We start from the raw sequence: 14,619 nt of genomic DNA, 5'->3' as shown, positions 1-14,619 counted from the left end.
CGCCGGCTCGACGGTGCGACAATCTCCAGGATCGATCGTAAGGGTCTCGGGCACAGTTTCCTGCCATGGCAACCCGGCGGCCAAGTAAGCGTTCAGATCATTCACAACGAAAGGGATGTCCATTGACTCACTCGCCGCCAGTGCCGCCGGGCAACCAGTCTCCCTATCCTTTGCAGGAACCGCCCCACGACACGTCGTCGGCCGTCCCGCCGGATGTGGCGACCAAGTCGTCCGACTCCCAGGATTTGCCGGCAGTCAGCGGCACCGCGCTCGGCATTGGCTTGGCGATCGGGCTGGGCTCGGCCGCGTTGCTCGCCGCCTGGTTCTTTTCGGGTGACAAGAAAGCCAAGCCGCAACCACGGGCGGCCGCACGTAAGCCCAGGGCCAAACCCGCCAGCACCACCCGCCGCGCAAAGTCGACTACCCGTGCGGCAGGCGGCCGCGCGACATCGACGCGTCGTCGCAAGCCCACCAACGATACGCAATGATAGCAGCCCGGCGGAGCAGCGCGCATCGCCGGGCACATGACGGCGCCGATCGTTATAGGGACTGCGGGCTGGTCGATCCCGGCTGCTTGTCGCGACGCCTTTCCCGCCGAGGGATCGGCGCTCGCGCGCTACGCCGCGCGGTTTGGCGGGGTAGAGATCAATTCGTCCTTTCACCGCCGGCATCGTCAATCGACGTGGACGAACTGGGCGGACAGCGTGCCCGGCTCTTTTCGCTTCGCGGTCAAGCTGCCGAAGGAAATCAGCCACCGAAACAGGCTGGCCGACTGCAATACGCTCCTCGCTGACTTTCTTGCCGAGATAGCAGGGTTGCGCGACAAGCTCGCTATCCTGCTCCTGCAATTGCCGCCCAGTCTTGTCTATGCGCCGACGATAGCGGCCCCGTTCCTGACGCGGTTGGCGGGCAGTTCGGGCGCCCGCATTGCCTGCGAGCCACGCCATCCCAGCTGGTTCACAACGGACGTCAGCGGTCTGTTCGAACAGCTCGGCATAGCCCGGGTGGCGGCCGATCCGGCGCCGATCGCCGCCGCCGCCGAGCCGGGCGGAAGCGCCAGTCTACACTATTGGCGGCTGCACGGATCGCCCGTCATGTATCGATCAGCCTACGGCCGGGATCGGCTGCAAACCTATCTCGCCCGCATGCAGGCGGACATCCGTGTCGGGCGGTCGATTTGGTGCATGTTCGATAACACGGCCTCGTCGGCAGCGATGGAGGATGCGCTGATGCTTGACGCGATGCTGTAGCGCTCGGCCCTCGTCACGCAGGGCAGAAAGTGGCAAGGGTCCGACAATCATAGGAAGACAAACATGATACGTCCGTTCATCTCAGCTGCCCTCGCGGCGATGATTGCCGCTCCGATCGCCGCGCAAACCGTCGATCAGGACGTGAAGTGTGCCGTCGCGAGCAATTTCTTCATGAAGGAAGAAAAGGATCCTGGCGGCCAGCAGCTCGCCAAGGCCGCGTCCTTTTATTATCTCGGCCGCCTCGATACCCGGCTGTCGGTCCAGCAGCTGAATTCGGCGCTCCTGGCGCAGGGGCGGACAATGAAAACCGCCGAGCTCGCGCCGACGATGACCACATGTGCTGCCCGTCTGGCCAACAAGGTCAAGGCGCTGCAGGCTTCGGCCGGTCCCGCGCCGAAGCCGGCTGCGCCGAAGGCCCCCGCGCCCAAGGCCAAATAGCCCGATCTGGAGCCAGAATTGCAGCCTGCCCTCAGCCGCCCGCGCCCGCCCGTCCGGATCGCGGCGCTCTATCATTTCACCCGCTTTGCGGACCCTGCCGCGGTGCAGGCGCCCCTGGCGCGGCTGTGCGAGGAGCAAGGTGTGAAAGGCACGCTGTTGGTGGCGGGCGAGGGGATCAACGGCACGATCGCCGGCAGCGACGACTCGATCGAACGGGTGCTGGATCATATCCGTGCCCTGCCGGGCTGTGCGAATCTCGGCTTCAAGGAATCGCGGGCGGATGCGCTGCCCTTCCACCGCATGAAGGTCCGCACCAAGCGCGAGATCGTGACCATGGGGGAGCCGGATATCGATCCGGTCGCCAATGCGGGCGAATATGTGGCGCCGGAAAATTGGAACGCGTTGATCGACGACCCGGCGACGATCGTCATCGACACGCGCAACGATTATGAGGTGGCGATCGGTACTTTCGCCGGCGCGATCGATCCGCAGACCCGCACCTTTCGCGACTTCCCTGCGTGGTTCCGTGCGCATCGTGACGAGCTGCTGGGGGACGATGCGCCGAAGGTGGCGATGTTCTGCACTGGCGGCATACGGTGCGAGAAAGCGACCGCCTTCCTCAAAAGTGAGGGCGTCGAGCAGGTCTACCACCTCGAAGGCGGCATCTTGAAATATCTCGAGACGGTCCCGCCCGAGCAAAGCCGGTGGGAGGGCGAATGTTTCGTCTTCGATCAGCGTGTCAGCGTCGTGCACGGTTTGGACCAGGGCGAGTGCGAACTCTGCCATGCCTGCCGCATGCCGATCCGGCCGGACGATCGCGCCTCACCGCTTTTCCAGGAAGGCGTCAGCTGCCCCGCTTGCCATGCCGAGCGCACGGAAGAACAGCGTGCCGGCTATGCCGAGCGGGAGCGACAGACCCGCTTGGCCGCGGCGCGGGGACAGGCCCATGTTGGCGCAACGCATATGCGGGCCCGTGACGACTGAGCGTATTCTCTATAGCTTCCGCCGCTGCCCGTTCGCGATGCGGGCGCGCATGGCGCTACTCGTCAGCGGCACGTTATGCGAGATTCGGGAGGTCAAGCTTCGCACGAAGCCGGCCGAGCTGATCGCGGCTTCCCCCAAGGCGACCGTGCCAATACTCGTGCTGCCGGATGGGGGCGTGATCGAACAGAGCCTCGACATCATGCGCTGGGCGCTTGCGCGGAACGATCCGGAGGGCTGGCTGCGGGGCGACGATGCCGCGCTGATCGCCACTAATGACGGTGCGTTCAAACATCATCTCGATCGCGCGAAATATCCCGGCCGCTATGCCGAGAGCGGCGACCATCGGCAGCAGGCGTTGCTGTTGCTGGCCCCGCTGGAGACACGGCTGCGCGTAACGGCAAATCTCTGCGGTGACGCCCGTAGCCTCACCGACATCGCGCTGCTGCCATTCGTGCGGCAATTTGCGGAGATTGATCGGCCCTGGTTCGATGCACAGCCTTTTCCCGCATTGCAGCGCTGGCTGACCGCCCACCTCGCCTCCGTGCTATTCGCGGACGCCATGGTCCGGCTGCCGGTCTGGCAGGCCGGCGATCCGCCAACCCTGTTTCCAGCACCACACTGATGGGGTTGTTTAAAGGGGTGGAGACCAAGGCGCGGCTTTGGAGTTACGCTATTTCCAGGTCCGGCAACCCATGACGCGGCACGCAGGATCGGGCGGCACAGGCGGTGGTAGCGGCTGGACGAACGGATCTTAGGAGCAAGCCTATGGCAGACGACGATATCATCCAGACACCCGACGGTCCGATGACGTGGGCGGAGTGGAAGAAGAAAAACCCGGTTCAGGTGCCGTCGCGCCGCACCAAGGGCAAGAATTTGCCCAACAAGATCAAGCGCCGCACCGACGAGGCGTGATCAACCAGGCTTTTTCGCCAGCCAGATGATGTGGCGCGCGCCACGCCCCGCGTTGGTTCGTACGACCTGCTCGTCCACTTCGAACCCCGCATTTTCCAGCCGCTGCGCGAAGATGGGGTGGGGCGCCACCGACCAGACCGCCAGCACGCCGCCCGGCTGCAACGCCGCGAGCGCCGTGCGCACACCGCTGCGATTATAGAGCCGGTCGTTGGAATTGAGGGTCAGCCCGTCCGGGCCATTGTCGACATCGAGCAGGATGGCATCATATTGGCCGCCGGCCTGCGCGATCAGCGAGCCGACATCGGTCAATCGCACGTCGACCCGCGGATCGTCGAGGCTGCCGGCAAACAGCTCGGCAAGAGGGCCGCGCGCCCATTCGATCACAGCCGGGACGACCTCTGCCACGACGATCACCGCGCCGGGCCCGACGATATTCAGCGCCGCGCGTAACGTGAACCCCATACCCAGACCGCCGATCAGAATGCGCGGGCTTTTGCCGCCCGGCATCCGATCGGCGGCCAACGTCGCCAGCGCTTCTTCGGAGCCTTTGACCCGGCTGTTCATCAGCTCGTTGCTGCCGAGCATGATCGAATATTCCTGCCCGCGCTGCATCAGGCGCAACGAACCACCGCCGGGAATATCGGCGCTGTCGATCAGTGTGCGCGTGAGCATGTCAGCGCGGGCCGGTGAAAGACAAGATCAGGACCTGCGGGCCTTGCGTGCGGCATAGCGCGCGTCGCGTTCTGCTTTCTTCTCAGCCTCCGTCTTCACGGGGACAGCCTTGGCCGCCAGACGGGCGGCTTCGGCCTCTGCGGCGGCCTGTGCCTCGGCTTCGGCCTTGGCACGACGTTCGGCTTTGGCCTGTTCTTCCGCTTCGCGCTTCAGCCGGCGCTTCTCCGCTTCGGCGGCTTCCCGCGCTTCGGCGGCGGCGCGTCGCTCCGCCAATACGGCCTCGTCCACCGGTGGCTTCGCCCGCAGCTTCTCCAACGCCTTCATCTTGGCATCGCGTGCGAGCGTGGCACGCTCCTGAAAACCCGGGTCTTTGAAAGGCGGCATAGGCGTCGAAAATCCTTCGTTATGTCTTGCAGTTAAGTTGGGGAAACGGCGTGTTAGCAGATAATGTCAGCTTCGGGCAGTCCGTTCGATGCGGAAGCCCGGCTTAGATGATCGATCGCACGGAGAGGACCACTCTCCAATTGCGGCGATCCGCATAGAAGACCGGATTGTTGAAGCCGTGGGCCGCCTCCACCTGGATGATGGCACGGTTGATCATGGCGATGCGAGCGCCGCCGCCCCAAGATCCCAAGTGGCTCCTGCTGGCAGCAAAGCCGTTGCGACTGCGATACCGCACGCTGCCGCGGTCCACGAACATGTAGACTTCGCTGCCGCTCAAGATGGGCGGGACTTTGACAGGGTGAAAGGCCAGTTCACCCGATACTCCGTACCCCGTATCGCCGGAGATTAAGGCGGTTTCATAAGCGCGACCGAATTCGTCTCCGCCCAGCGTGAATTGTTCGGTCGAAGGAAGTCGGTCGCTGGTGAACTGGGCCGATCCGTTCATACGCAGGATCCACGACTTGCCGATCACCTTGTTGTCGCCGAGGCGCAAGTTGATCTTGCGGAAGTCCAATTGTGATACGGTCGGGTCGAGCAGGCGCGCGCCCAGTGCGTCGAGCCCGAAGCTCTGGGTCGCGCTGACGGAAAACAGGTTTGTCTCGCTGCTGAGCGTCAGCGACGCCGCTAAGCGTAGCGCGCGCGTGCGTTCGTTCGAAAAGGTGAAGCCCAGGAAGGCATTGTCGCTGTTCACGCCGTCCAAGCCGGCGCTTACCACCAAGTTGGTGTCGTACCTGCGGATCGCGGCGTAGCTCACTTGCGTGCCGCCGCTGGTGGCATGGCCATTGAGGGGCAGATCGCGTGGCCGTGTGCGCAATTTGCCGGCATTGACCTGCAGCGTCAGTCCATCGGCATTCAGCGGCATGGCATAGGCCGCGCTGATCGATTGGTAATAGGCGGCCCGTATCGGGCGTGCATAGCTCAGGCGCATCTGGTCGCCGCCCAATAGCAGGCTATTGGCGTAGACATCGACCTGGGCCTGCGTCTTGCCAAGCAGGGCGGTGCCGCGATTGTTGATGCCAAGGCCCAGCTGGAATGGCCGTGGCTTGGCGGCAATGACGAGCTTCACCCCGCCAGGGCGGCTGCCCCGCTCGAAATCCACAATGGGATTGAGGCCCGGAATGTCCCGTATCAGCGATACGTAGCGCTGCAGGCTCCTCTTGCGCAGCGGCGTTTCCCGCATCAGCGGCGCAACGTAGCGGCCGACGAGCCGCCGCATCTTGCTTCCGGCGCCGCGTACCACGGCGCTTTCGATATGCCCTTCAACAGCGGTCAGGCGAAGCACGCCGCCCGCATAATCCTGGTCCGGCGCGAGGATCGTGTACAAGGCAATATCGGAACGTTCATAGATTTGGCCGATCTCGTTGATGATCGCCTGCATCTGTGTCGCATCCACGGCCGTGCCGATGAAGCGGGCATAAACCGGTACCAGCTCCGCCGGGCGAAGCGTGGATCCTTCGATTGTCACTCCGGTCAACGTAAACCGCTGAACGGGCGCCACGTCGCGCTGCGGCGGCAGTTGCCTGACGGCACGGCCATGTCCCGGGCGCGTCGCCGGGCGCCGATCCGCCCGATCCGGCGGCACGATGCCGCTGCGCGCATTGTCCTGCGCCTGCGCAGCGACCGGTATAAGCGAAGCGGCAATAGGCAGCAGGCTAAGGAGCCGCATCGACGGCTTAGCAGCAGCGCCGGCCGAGCGCGGCAGCGATCGTAGCCAAAACGGGGTTGCTCGGCGCGCGGACCGATGCTGCAGAAGGTGGCACGACCGACCCGAGCACGGAAGCCACGGTCGTGAGCGACGGGTTGGTCAGCGTTGTCGCCGGTGTGGCGACGGCCGTCGGCGCAGGCAGCGTCACCGCGGTCGTCAATGTTCCAGAGGTAAGTGGCGCCGCAGCCGAGGTGACGGGCGCCAGCGCTGCTGTAACCGGCGCGAGCGCGGTCGTTGCCGGGGTGGCAATCGTTGCGATCGGCGCAAGCGTAGCCCCGGCCTGTGTGGTGATCGCTGTGCCCGGCCCAGTCAAAGCAAGGCTATTGGTGGCTGAAAGTGCGGGCAGATTGGCGGCGAGTGACGTTTTGATCTGGCCAGCCAGGTTGGCGTTCAAAGCCACCTGCCCTGGCGCAACGGTCAATGCCGCTTCGCTTGCGCCTAGTGTCGCGGCATTCGATACGGCGGCCAAGGTCGGCGTCGGCCTTACCGCCGATACCGGAAGCAGCGCATTGCCGCCGAGCATGGCGTAGCCGGGCACGCCGGTTTGGATCGTGCCGGCCTCTGCCAGCGCCTGTGCGGTGCCGTCCTGAGCGGCGGCAATCTCATAGGCGCCATCGTCCGTCAGCACGAAGCTGAGCGGGGCCTGCGATATGGACAGGCTCGACCCCGTCGCGCAGCCAGACAGCAGGGCCAGGGCGGTGCTCAGAAGCGCAAAACGCGCGTGGACATGCCTAATGATGGTGAGGCCTTTCATCCTGAGGCCAAGAAGATGGTGCGCCGCCGAACCTTGCGGGTAGCGGCGCACCACTAATCCTTCATCCTAGTGAGGTAGCGCGCCGGGTGCGTTCCCGACCCCCGACAGGATTGGGCGTTGCGTGGGATTGCGCACAGAGACGCTGTTCGGGCTGTGTACGCCGCCGGGGCCATCGACGCCGACGATCCGGGCATTGTTGGCAACGCTGACCGAAGCAGCGGATCCGAAATGATCGACCTTACCGGAGCCGACACCCACGCCGATGACCGGACGGCCCTTCGACTGAACGTCGACCACAGACGCGCCTTGCTGCGTTCCCGTACCGACCGCCACGCCGGCAAGGTTCTGCGTCGTACGCGCGGTAACGAGATTATTGGTCGCGGTGGCAAGTTGAGCGTTGGCTGAACCCACCATTCCAATGCCGGCTATACAGCCGATTGCCACAATCTTGTAAGAGAAAGCTTTACGCATTTCACATCTCCAAAGACTAGGTTGTTGAAACCTATTGGAGATTGTCGACGTTCCGCATTTCCTCCAAAAAATTACTCCAATCTGAACTAATGCTGCGTCGCATCAGAGTAGCGGCGACATGCGCGGCTGTGTTGCAATGATGTTTGGAATGAATGGCGTAGAAGGCTTGTTGACGAGACGCGTAACCAGCGGCCTATCATCATATCGTCGCGATGAGAGTAGATGTGGGCAGAATAACGTTGGCATGTCACTGTGCCTGTTAAGGATCCCCATGCATCAAGCAATTCCTATTTCCCCATGAACTCCCGCTTTCACTATCCTATAGCCGGATGTTGTGCGTCGCACACGCCCGCACGCGATTACATGAGGCGCCGTCTCCCGCACTATGAAGCTGGATTCCACCGACGCGTGATGGGCACCTATCCGCGCGGTGCGGTCATCCTGCTTTCATGCCGTTCGGATCATCCATTGTAGGCCGCCGTGCCGGGGCACGCGAAGCGCGTCCATGTCTCCCCTTCATATCGCAGTATGTCGTCATAGCCGAACGACCAGAGCACGCCGTTCACAACCTGCAGTCGATGGGCGTTGCGGACGCTGGGCGAGAGGCCCGTAGCGACCTTTACCAATCGATCCCCCGTCCAGGTGTAGAGCGATGTCGCCGAGCTCAGCCAGACCTGGCCACGATAGAGCGCGATGGAGAGAAATTCCTCCGCGCATCGTGCGCCACTGAGCAAGGCGAAGCCGTGTGCGGCATTGCCCTTCATCAGCGTGCCGTTCCGGCCGCAGATCCAGACAATTCCCTCCTGGTCCGCCTCGACCGCGTTCAGCCATTCGCCCGATGGATTGACCGCTGGCACCCACGTCTCGCCACGGCGCGTGTAGATGCGGCCGGGGCCTCCCATTCTGGTCACAGCATAGAAAGTCTCGTCAAACAGGCAGATGCCGGTGACGTCATGCTGGTCACCGGGCGCGCCGAGGATTCCCTCGTCGAAATGGTCCCACATTCCCGGTTCGGTCCGTCGGTAGATCTGGCCGGCATATCCGAAGGCATACAGAGCGTTTCCAAGCGGGCGGATGCCACCGATCGCGCCGAGCTTGAGCGAGGTGGGTTTTGTAAGGCCCGCATGGGCAATGTCTTCCACGATGCGCGGCTCGCGCTGGAACCATACTTTGCCTTCTTCGGAGACGCACACGAAGGCTGGCCGGCCCATCGCACCCGTCTGGAAGGCGCAGACATCCACAAAGACGTCGTCCAAATTCTCTAAGCCCCATTCGCAGGGGGCCTGTGCGCTGTCGAGGACGATGACCATGGTCGGCGGATCAAACGGATCGCTTTCCCCGGCATAGGCCAGCAGCATCGCGAGGTCCGAATATTTGGCATATCCCGCGCGGAAGCGGAGCGGGCTCAATGCGGCACCTGGCCTAACCTGACGTCGCTTTGGCAGTCACCAATGCAAAATGGGGTGTCATCGCCTCAGCCGCCTCGCTACTCAAGCCGCTTGCTGCTCGGTCCGTTCGCGCTCCTCGCGCCGGGCCGATACCTTGGGCGCAATATCGCCCTTGCCCGCGCGCTGCAGCAGACGGTTGATATAATCGATCTTGGTGATGACCTTCGGCGAAAGCTGGAAGGGATAAAGGTCGGGCTGGCCCATGCTGCGATTCACCGCATTTTCGGCGAAGGCGAACGGTCCCCATTCCTGCACCAGCTGGCTGGTCTCCGCCCGATAGGGATCGAAGTCGACCGACGGTTCTTCTTCCTGCCACTTCCACTTGGTCATGCGCATGCCGAACCCGTCCAGCGTCGCCAGCGCGTCGATGATGTGCATCACATGCGCGAAGGTCTCGGCGAAATCCTCCCAGGGATGCATCGTGGCGTAGGCGGAGACGTAATCGGTCGTCCAGCCGCCGCTGCCGGCCTCGCCATAATGCTGCCGCTTGGCATCCTCGTAGCTGATGCGCTCATCGCCGAAGAGCGTCCGGAAATTGTCGAGCTCGTCCGTATCCTCGATCAGGCGCGAGAAATAATAATGGCCCACCTCGTGCCGGAAGTGACCGAGGATGGTGCGATAGGGTTCGCCCAGGCTGGTGCGCATCCGTTCGCGCTGGACGTCGTCCGCCTCCAGCAGATTGAGCGTGATCACGCCTGCTTCATGGCCGGTGGTGATCTGAACCGTTCCCGTCTGCTCTCCGACCGGATCGTAAAGGAAGTCGAAGGCAAGGCCCGGTGACGTGCCCTTCTGAGCCGCCTCCGCCATCGTGTCCGCGGGCAGGTTCATATGGATCAAAGTGTGGAACAGGCGCCGCTTCGCCGCCTCGATCTTCGCCCATCGTTCCGGCACGTTCGGGCCGGTCAGGTCGGGGATGGTGCGATTGTGTTTACACGCAAGGCACATGGGCTGGTTGCCCACTGCCGGGACCAGCCAGTTGCAGATCTTGTAAATATTGTTGTTGGCGCAGACTATGACGTCATGCTCGGTGCCGGTGGCATCGCGCCAGGTCGTGGCGCCGTCGCCCAGAAACAGGAATTGGTCGCTGTCCGGATCATAGCCGAGCGTGAAGCTGCAATTGGGGCAAACGCGAACCTCAAAATGGTTCGGGCGCGCGCAATTCGGGCACGGATAAGGCTTCATAGGTCTTCCTGGGGATCCCGCTGTCGCTCGCACAACGCACGTCGGCGGTCGCGGTGCCCTCTTTTCCCTCTTGTCGAATTGGCCGCCACTCCGCACATCGGGGCCATGGCAGATCTCTATACGACCCTGGGTGTCGCGCGCGGCGCGGACGAAAGCACGATCAAGAAGGCCTATCGCAAGCTCGCGAAGGAGCTGCACCCGGACAAGAACAAGGATAATCCGAAAGCGACTGCCCGCTTTTCGGAGGTTACGCGCGCCTATGATCTGCTGTCCGACAAGGACAAGCGTGCCCAATATGACCGCGGCGAGATTGACGAGCAGGGCAATCCCAAGGCGCCGTTCGGTTATGGCGGGCCTGGTGGTGGCGGCGGCTATGCCGGCGGTCGCGGCGCCCCGGGCGGCGGCTTCGAATTTGGCGACGCGGCGGCGGCCGACTTCGGCGATATTTTCGAAGGGATTTTCGGGGGACGGCGGGGCGGTGCGGGTCCCTCCGGATTCAGCGCACGGGCGCGGCCCCAAAAGGGCGCGGACGTCGCCTATCGATTGGCCGTCGATTTCGAGGACGCAGCCGCGCTGAAGCCCCAACGGATCACCTTGTCATCGGGCAAGACGATCGACCTGAAGATCACCGCGGATGCGGTTTCGGGTAAAGCCATGCGTCTTGCCGGGCAGGGCGAGCAAGGGGCGGCCGGCCCCGGCGATGCCACGGTGACGTTGGAAGTGCTGCCCCACCGCTTTTTCACGCGCGAAGGCGATGATGTCCGGCTCGATCTGCCGCTCCGGCTCGACGAGGCCGTGCTGGGCGCCCGGATCCGGCTGCCGACCGTGGAAGGTGCGGTGATGATGACCATCCCGCCAGGCTCCAGCTCGGGCAAGGTATTGCGGCTGAAAGGCCGTGGTTTCCATCGCGGTAACGGCACGCGCGGCGATCAACTCGTCACGCTCATGATCGATATTCCCGCCGATGATCCGGCGCTGAAGCAGTTCGTCGAACAATGGAGCGGCGACAAGGAACGCAACCCGCGGACGGCTTTGGGCGTATAGCTGGGCAGGTCGCCCGGGGAGCCCACCATTCAGGAAGTATCACCCGAATCGCCGGAACGGCGTTGGGACCATGCGGATGCGGATCGGCGTCACTCGCGTTTGTTCAACATCCTCAAGCGGGTGGCGGTCGGCGTTTATTCCGATGGATTCATCCATGCCGGCAATCTGGCCTATCTCGCGCTCGTTTCGCTCTTTCCCTTCTTCATCGTCCTGGCGGCGCTCGCCCATGCGCTGGGGCATGGATATGACACCGAGAACGCCGTCTACAGCTTCCTGCAGACGCTGCCGCGTTCGATTCGGAGCCTTCTCAGCCAGCCGATCGAGGATGTGCTGAAGCAGCGCACCGGCGCGCTGCTCTGGGCCGGAGGGCTGGTCGGGCTGTGGACCACCGGCAGCTTCATCGAAACGATCCGCGATATATTGCGCCGCGCCTATGGCATGCGCTTCTCCAAGCCCTTCTGGCATTATCGCTTATGGTCGGTCGGCCTGATCGTCGGCGCGGTCATGCTCATGCTCGCGGCCTTCACCGCGCAACTGCTGCTGACCGGCATCGCCAATTTCCTCGACCGGCTCGTGCCCGGCTCGGAAGAGATCACCGGTTGGATCGGCTGGAGCCGGCTGGCGCCGCTCGCGGCCCTGTTCTTTGCGCTGTATCTGATCTTCTATTCGCTCACGCCCAGCAAATATCGCTGGAGCAAATGCCCCAAATGGCCCGGCGCCGCCTTCACGACGATCTGGTGGGCATTGACCAGCGCGGTTCTGCCACCGCTGCTGGGCTTGCTCGGTGGCTATGGACGGACCTATGGCAGCCTTGCTGGTTTCGTCGTCGCCTTATTCTTCTTCTGGCTGGTAGGGTTCGGGCTTGTCATCGGCGCCCACTTGAACGCGGCACTGGCGTCTACCCCGCACCACAGCGTAAGGGGTGAAGACGCAGCACCAACGGAGGAATAATGGCCGGGCTGATGGAAGGAAAGCGGGGGCTCATCATGGGTCTCGCCAACGATAAAATCCCTCGCCTGGGGCATCGCCAAGGCTTTGAGTGCGCAGGGGGCCGAACTGGCGTTCAGCTATCAGGGTGCGATGATGGAAAAGCGGGTTCGCCCGCTTGCGCAGGAACTTGGGGTTCCCCTCCTCGTGGAATGCGACGTGTCCGACGCGGCCAATCTGGAGCGCGCCTTTGCCGAGCTTGCCGGGCAATGGCCCACGATCGACTTCCTGGTGCATGCCATCGGCTTTTCCGACAAGAATGAGCTGCGCGGCCTCTACGTCGATACCAGCCTCGACAATTTCCTGATGACGATGAACATCTCGGCTTATTCTATGGTCGCGGTGACCCGTCATGCGCGCAAGATGATGCCGAATGGCGGCTCGATCCTGACTCTGACCTATTACGGCGCGGAAAAGGTCGTGCCCCATTACAATGTGATGGGCGTCGCCAAGGCCGCCCTGGAAACGAGCGTGAAATATCTGGCGATGGATCTGGGGCCGGAGAATATCCGGGTGAACGCCATCTCCGCCGGGCCGATCAAGACGCTGGCCGCGAGCGGGATCGGCGACTTCCGCTACATCCTGAAGTGGAACGAGCTCAACAGCCCGCTTCGCCGCAACGTGACGATCGAGGAGGTCGGCGGTGCGGGCCTGTACCTGCTGTCTGACCTGGCGAGCGGCGTGACGGGCGAGATCCACCATGTCGACGCCGGCTATAACGTGATCGGCATGAAGGCGGAGGACGCCCCGGATATCGCGTTGGCTTAAATAACCCTCTCCCCTTGGGGAGAGGGAGGGGCCCATGCGCAGCATGGGAGGGTGAGGGCAGGTGAAGAAGAGCGCCGGCAGAGAAGCACTCGATCGCGTCCGAACCATGCGGCAGGCACCAACCGAAGCCGAGCGGCTGATGTGGGGCGCGCTACGTAGTCGACGACTGGATGGCCTGAAGTTCAGGCGGCAGGTCTGGATCGGCGCGTATATCGCCGACTTTGTCTGCATCGAAGCGCGGCTTATTGTCGAGCTAGACGGTTCGCAGCATGTCGAGGCAGACGATTATGACAGGCGGCGCGACACGCAAATGGCCAGCTTAGGATATCGAACGCTGCGCTTCTGGAACAATGACGTGACGGGAAATCTTGTGGGGGTATTGGACGCAATTCGGGTGGGCTGTGCGGAGCGCTTGCCCTCACCCTCCCACCGCCTGCCGGCGGCGGGCCCCTCCCTCTCCCTAGCGGGAGAGGGGATTTGAGTTACAACACATTTGGCCGGGTCTTTCGCTTCACGACCTGGGGCGAAAGCCATGGACCTGCGCTGGGCGTAGTGGTCGATGGGTGCCCGCCGGGGCTGCCGCTCAGCGAAGCCGATATCCAACCCTGGCTGGACAAGCGCCGGCCCGGTACGTCGCGGTTCACGACGCAACGGCAGGAGCCGGATCAGGTTCGCATCCTTTCGGGCGTGTTCGAGGGGCGCACGACGGGTACTCCGATCAGCCTAATGATCGAGAATGTCGACCAGCGGTCGAAGGATTATTCGGACGTCGCCAAAGCCTATCGGCCGGGGCATGCCGATTATGCCTATGACGCCAAATATGGCTTCCGTGATTATCGCGGTGGCGGGCGCTCCTCGGCGCGTGAGACGGCGGCGCGGGTCGCGGCAGGCGCGGTGGCGCGCGCGGTCATCCCGGAGGTGCGGATCGTCGCCTATCTGGTCGAGTTAGGCGGCGACCCGATCGATCGCGCGGCCTTCGACGCCAGTCAGATCGATGCCAATCCCTTTTTCTGCCCCGATCCCGCTGCGGCAATACGCTGGGAAGCGATCGTCGATGCGGCGCGCAAGGAAGGCTCGTCCGTCGGGGCGATTGTCGAATGCGTGGCCGAGGGTGTGCCGGCGGGATGGGGGGCGCCGCTCTATGCCAAGCTGGATAGCGAGCTGGCGGCGGCGATGATCAGCATCAACGCCGCCAAGGGCGTCGAGATCGGGGACGGCTTTGCTGCCGCCCGGCTGACCGGGGTGACCAATGCCGATCCGATGCGCCCCGGACCCGATGGCACGCCTGCGTTCCTTTCGAACCATGCCGGCGGCATTGCCGGCGGCATCGCGACCGGTCAGCCGGTCGTGGTGCGCGTGCCGTTCAAGCCGACATCGTCGATCCTGACGCCGGTCGAGACGATCGATCGGGACGGTCAGGCGGCCGAAATCCGCACGAAGGGGCGCCACGATCCGTGTGTCGGCATTCGCGGCGTGCCCGTGGTCGAGGCGATGATGGCGCTGGTGCTCGCCGATCAGAAATTGCTGCATCGCGCGCAGGTCGGCTGAGCCGTCCCGCGC

The 14,619-nt window shown here is 63.6% G+C and carries 17 protein-coding genes and 1 pseudogene; 11 read left to right on the top strand and 7 right to left on the bottom strand.

Annotation, left to right across the window (positions count from 1 at the left end; translation table 11 throughout):
* Positions 1-122: 122 nt before the first annotated feature.
* The 6 genes from ACSBM8_RS16340 (at position 123) to ACSBM8_RS16315 (ending at position 3,584) form a co-directional block, all read left to right on the top strand.
* Positions 123-488: a hypothetical protein gene (locus ACSBM8_RS16340; protein WP_442679051.1), complete on the top strand. Its 366-nt coding sequence runs from the start codon at positions 123-125 to the stop codon at positions 486-488.
* A gap of 36 nt (positions 489-524) precedes the next feature.
* Entirely contained in the window at positions 525-1,250 is a 726-nt protein-coding gene (locus ACSBM8_RS16335; RefSeq protein ID WP_442679050.1) for a DUF72 domain-containing protein, read from the top strand.
* Between the two features lie 63 nt (positions 1,251-1,313).
* Positions 1,314-1,688 (top strand): hypothetical protein, encoded by a 375-nt coding sequence (locus tag ACSBM8_RS16330; RefSeq protein WP_442679049.1) that lies wholly within the window; start codon positions 1,314-1,316, stop codon positions 1,686-1,688.
* Positions 1,689-1,706: 18 nt separating this feature from the next.
* Positions 1,707-2,672 carry an oxygen-dependent tRNA uridine(34) hydroxylase TrhO gene (gene trhO, locus ACSBM8_RS16325; RefSeq protein WP_442679048.1) on the top strand — a complete coding sequence of 322 codons (966 nt, stop codon included), beginning with the start codon at positions 1,707-1,709 and terminating at the stop codon, positions 2,670-2,672.
* Positions 2,635-3,294 carry a glutathione S-transferase gene (locus ACSBM8_RS16320; protein ID WP_442679047.1) on the top strand — a complete coding sequence of 220 codons (660 nt, stop codon included), beginning with the start codon at positions 2,635-2,637 and terminating at the stop codon, positions 3,292-3,294. Before trhO ends, ACSBM8_RS16320 begins: the two co-directional genes overlap by 38 nt.
* 143 nt (positions 3,295-3,437) lie before the next feature.
* Positions 3,438-3,584 carry a hypothetical protein gene (locus tag ACSBM8_RS16315; RefSeq protein ID WP_442679046.1) on the top strand — a complete coding sequence of 49 codons (147 nt, stop codon included), beginning with the start codon at positions 3,438-3,440 and terminating at the stop codon, positions 3,582-3,584.
* Here the strand turns inward: ACSBM8_RS16315 and ACSBM8_RS16310 are convergent, their stop codons facing one another.
* From ACSBM8_RS16310 to ACSBM8_RS16280, 7 genes are all read right to left on the bottom strand, one after another.
* Entirely contained in the window at positions 3,585-4,256 is a 672-nt protein-coding gene (locus ACSBM8_RS16310) for a hypothetical protein (RefSeq protein ID WP_442679045.1), read from the bottom strand.
* Between the two features lie 27 nt (positions 4,257-4,283).
* Positions 4,284-4,640, bottom strand: a complete 357-nt coding sequence (locus tag ACSBM8_RS16305; RefSeq protein ID WP_442679044.1) for a DUF6481 family protein — start codon at positions 4,638-4,640, stop codon at positions 4,284-4,286.
* Positions 4,641-4,743: 103 nt separating this feature from the next.
* A complete protein-coding gene (locus tag ACSBM8_RS16300; RefSeq protein ID WP_442679043.1) occupies positions 4,744-6,366 on the bottom strand; it encodes a ShlB/FhaC/HecB family hemolysin secretion/activation protein in 1,623 nt (540 codons plus the stop codon).
* A gap of 7 nt (positions 6,367-6,373) precedes the next feature.
* On the bottom strand, positions 6,374-7,159 hold the full coding sequence (locus ACSBM8_RS16295; protein ID WP_442679042.1) for a hypothetical protein: 786 nt from the start codon (positions 7,157-7,159) through the stop codon (positions 6,374-6,376).
* A 66-nt stretch (positions 7,160-7,225) separates the two neighbouring features.
* The gene (locus ACSBM8_RS16290; RefSeq protein WP_442679041.1) at positions 7,226-7,630 is read right to left on the bottom strand and encodes a hypothetical protein; all 405 of its coding nucleotides are present in this window, start codon (positions 7,628-7,630) and stop codon (positions 7,226-7,228) included.
* A gap of 461 nt (positions 7,631-8,091) precedes the next feature.
* Positions 8,092-9,039 carry a hypothetical protein gene (locus tag ACSBM8_RS16285; protein ID WP_442679040.1) on the bottom strand — a complete coding sequence of 316 codons (948 nt, stop codon included), beginning with the start codon at positions 9,037-9,039 and terminating at the stop codon, positions 8,092-8,094.
* Between the two features lie 81 nt (positions 9,040-9,120).
* Positions 9,121-10,260, bottom strand: a complete 1,140-nt coding sequence (locus ACSBM8_RS16280; protein WP_442679039.1) for a zinc-binding metallopeptidase family protein — start codon at positions 10,258-10,260, stop codon at positions 9,121-9,123.
* Between the two features lie 105 nt (positions 10,261-10,365).
* Here ACSBM8_RS16280 and ACSBM8_RS16275 point away from each other — a divergent pair, with 105 nt between their 5' ends.
* The 5 genes and pseudogenes from ACSBM8_RS16275 (at position 10,366) to aroC (ending at position 14,607) form a co-directional block, all read left to right on the top strand.
* On the top strand, positions 10,366-11,304 hold the full coding sequence (locus ACSBM8_RS16275; protein WP_442679038.1) for a DnaJ C-terminal domain-containing protein: 939 nt from the start codon (positions 10,366-10,368) through the stop codon (positions 11,302-11,304).
* A 27-nt stretch (positions 11,305-11,331) separates the two neighbouring features.
* Positions 11,332-12,255 carry a YihY/virulence factor BrkB family protein gene (locus tag ACSBM8_RS16270; RefSeq protein WP_442681622.1) on the top strand — a complete coding sequence of 308 codons (924 nt, stop codon included), beginning with the start codon at positions 11,332-11,334 and terminating at the stop codon, positions 12,253-12,255.
* Positions 12,255-13,059: pseudogene (gene fabI, locus ACSBM8_RS16265) on the top strand (enoyl-ACP reductase FabI). Before ACSBM8_RS16270 ends, fabI begins: the two are co-directional and overlap by 1 nt.
* A 61-nt stretch (positions 13,060-13,120) precedes the next feature.
* Positions 13,121-13,540: an endonuclease domain-containing protein gene (locus ACSBM8_RS16260; protein WP_442679037.1), complete on the top strand. Its 420-nt coding sequence runs from the start codon at positions 13,121-13,123 to the stop codon at positions 13,538-13,540.
* Positions 13,537-14,607, top strand: coding sequence for a chorismate synthase (gene aroC / locus ACSBM8_RS16255; RefSeq protein ID WP_442679036.1), 1,071 nt, complete (start codon positions 13,537-13,539; stop codon positions 14,605-14,607). Before ACSBM8_RS16260 ends, aroC begins: the two co-directional genes overlap by 4 nt.
* Positions 14,608-14,619 lie beyond the last annotated feature (12 nt).

It is taken from the genome of Sphingomonas sp. ASY06-1R (assembly GCF_052180265.1).
Lineage (GTDB): Bacteria > Pseudomonadota > Alphaproteobacteria > Sphingomonadales > Sphingomonadaceae > Sphingomonas_I.
This window is presented reverse-complemented; position numbering and strand designations above follow the sequence as displayed.

Coding starts and splice junctions, on each gene's coding strand:
- ACSBM8_RS16335 (WP_442679050.1), top strand. CDS start 525: ATGACGGCGCCGATCGTTATAGGGACTGCGGGCTGGTCGATCCCGGCT.
- ACSBM8_RS16330 (WP_442679049.1), top strand. CDS start 1,314: ATGATACGTCCGTTCATCTCAGCTGCCCTCGCGGCGATGATTGCCGCT.
- ACSBM8_RS16320 (WP_442679047.1), top strand. CDS start 2,635: ATGTTGGCGCAACGCATATGCGGGCCCGTGACGACTGAGCGTATTCTC.
- ACSBM8_RS16315 (WP_442679046.1), top strand. CDS start 3,438: ATGGCAGACGACGATATCATCCAGACACCCGACGGTCCGATGACGTGG.
- ACSBM8_RS16310 (WP_442679045.1), bottom strand. CDS start 4,256: ATGCTCACGCGCACACTGATCGACAGCGCCGATATTCCCGGCGGTGGT.
- ACSBM8_RS16305 (WP_442679044.1), bottom strand. CDS start 4,640: ATGCCGCCTTTCAAAGACCCGGGTTTTCAGGAGCGTGCCACGCTCGCA.
- ACSBM8_RS16300 (WP_442679043.1), bottom strand. CDS start 6,366: ATGCGGCTCCTTAGCCTGCTGCCTATTGCCGCTTCGCTTATACCGGTC.
- ACSBM8_RS16295 (WP_442679042.1), bottom strand. CDS start 7,159: ATGAAAGGCCTCACCATCATTAGGCATGTCCACGCGCGTTTTGCGCTT.
- ACSBM8_RS16290 (WP_442679041.1), bottom strand. CDS start 7,630: ATGCGTAAAGCTTTCTCTTACAAGATTGTGGCAATCGGCTGTATAGCC.
- ACSBM8_RS16280 (WP_442679039.1), bottom strand. CDS start 10,260: ATGAAGCCTTATCCGTGCCCGAATTGCGCGCGCCCGAACCATTTTGAG.
- ACSBM8_RS16275 (WP_442679038.1), top strand. CDS start 10,366: ATGGCAGATCTCTATACGACCCTGGGTGTCGCGCGCGGCGCGGACGAA.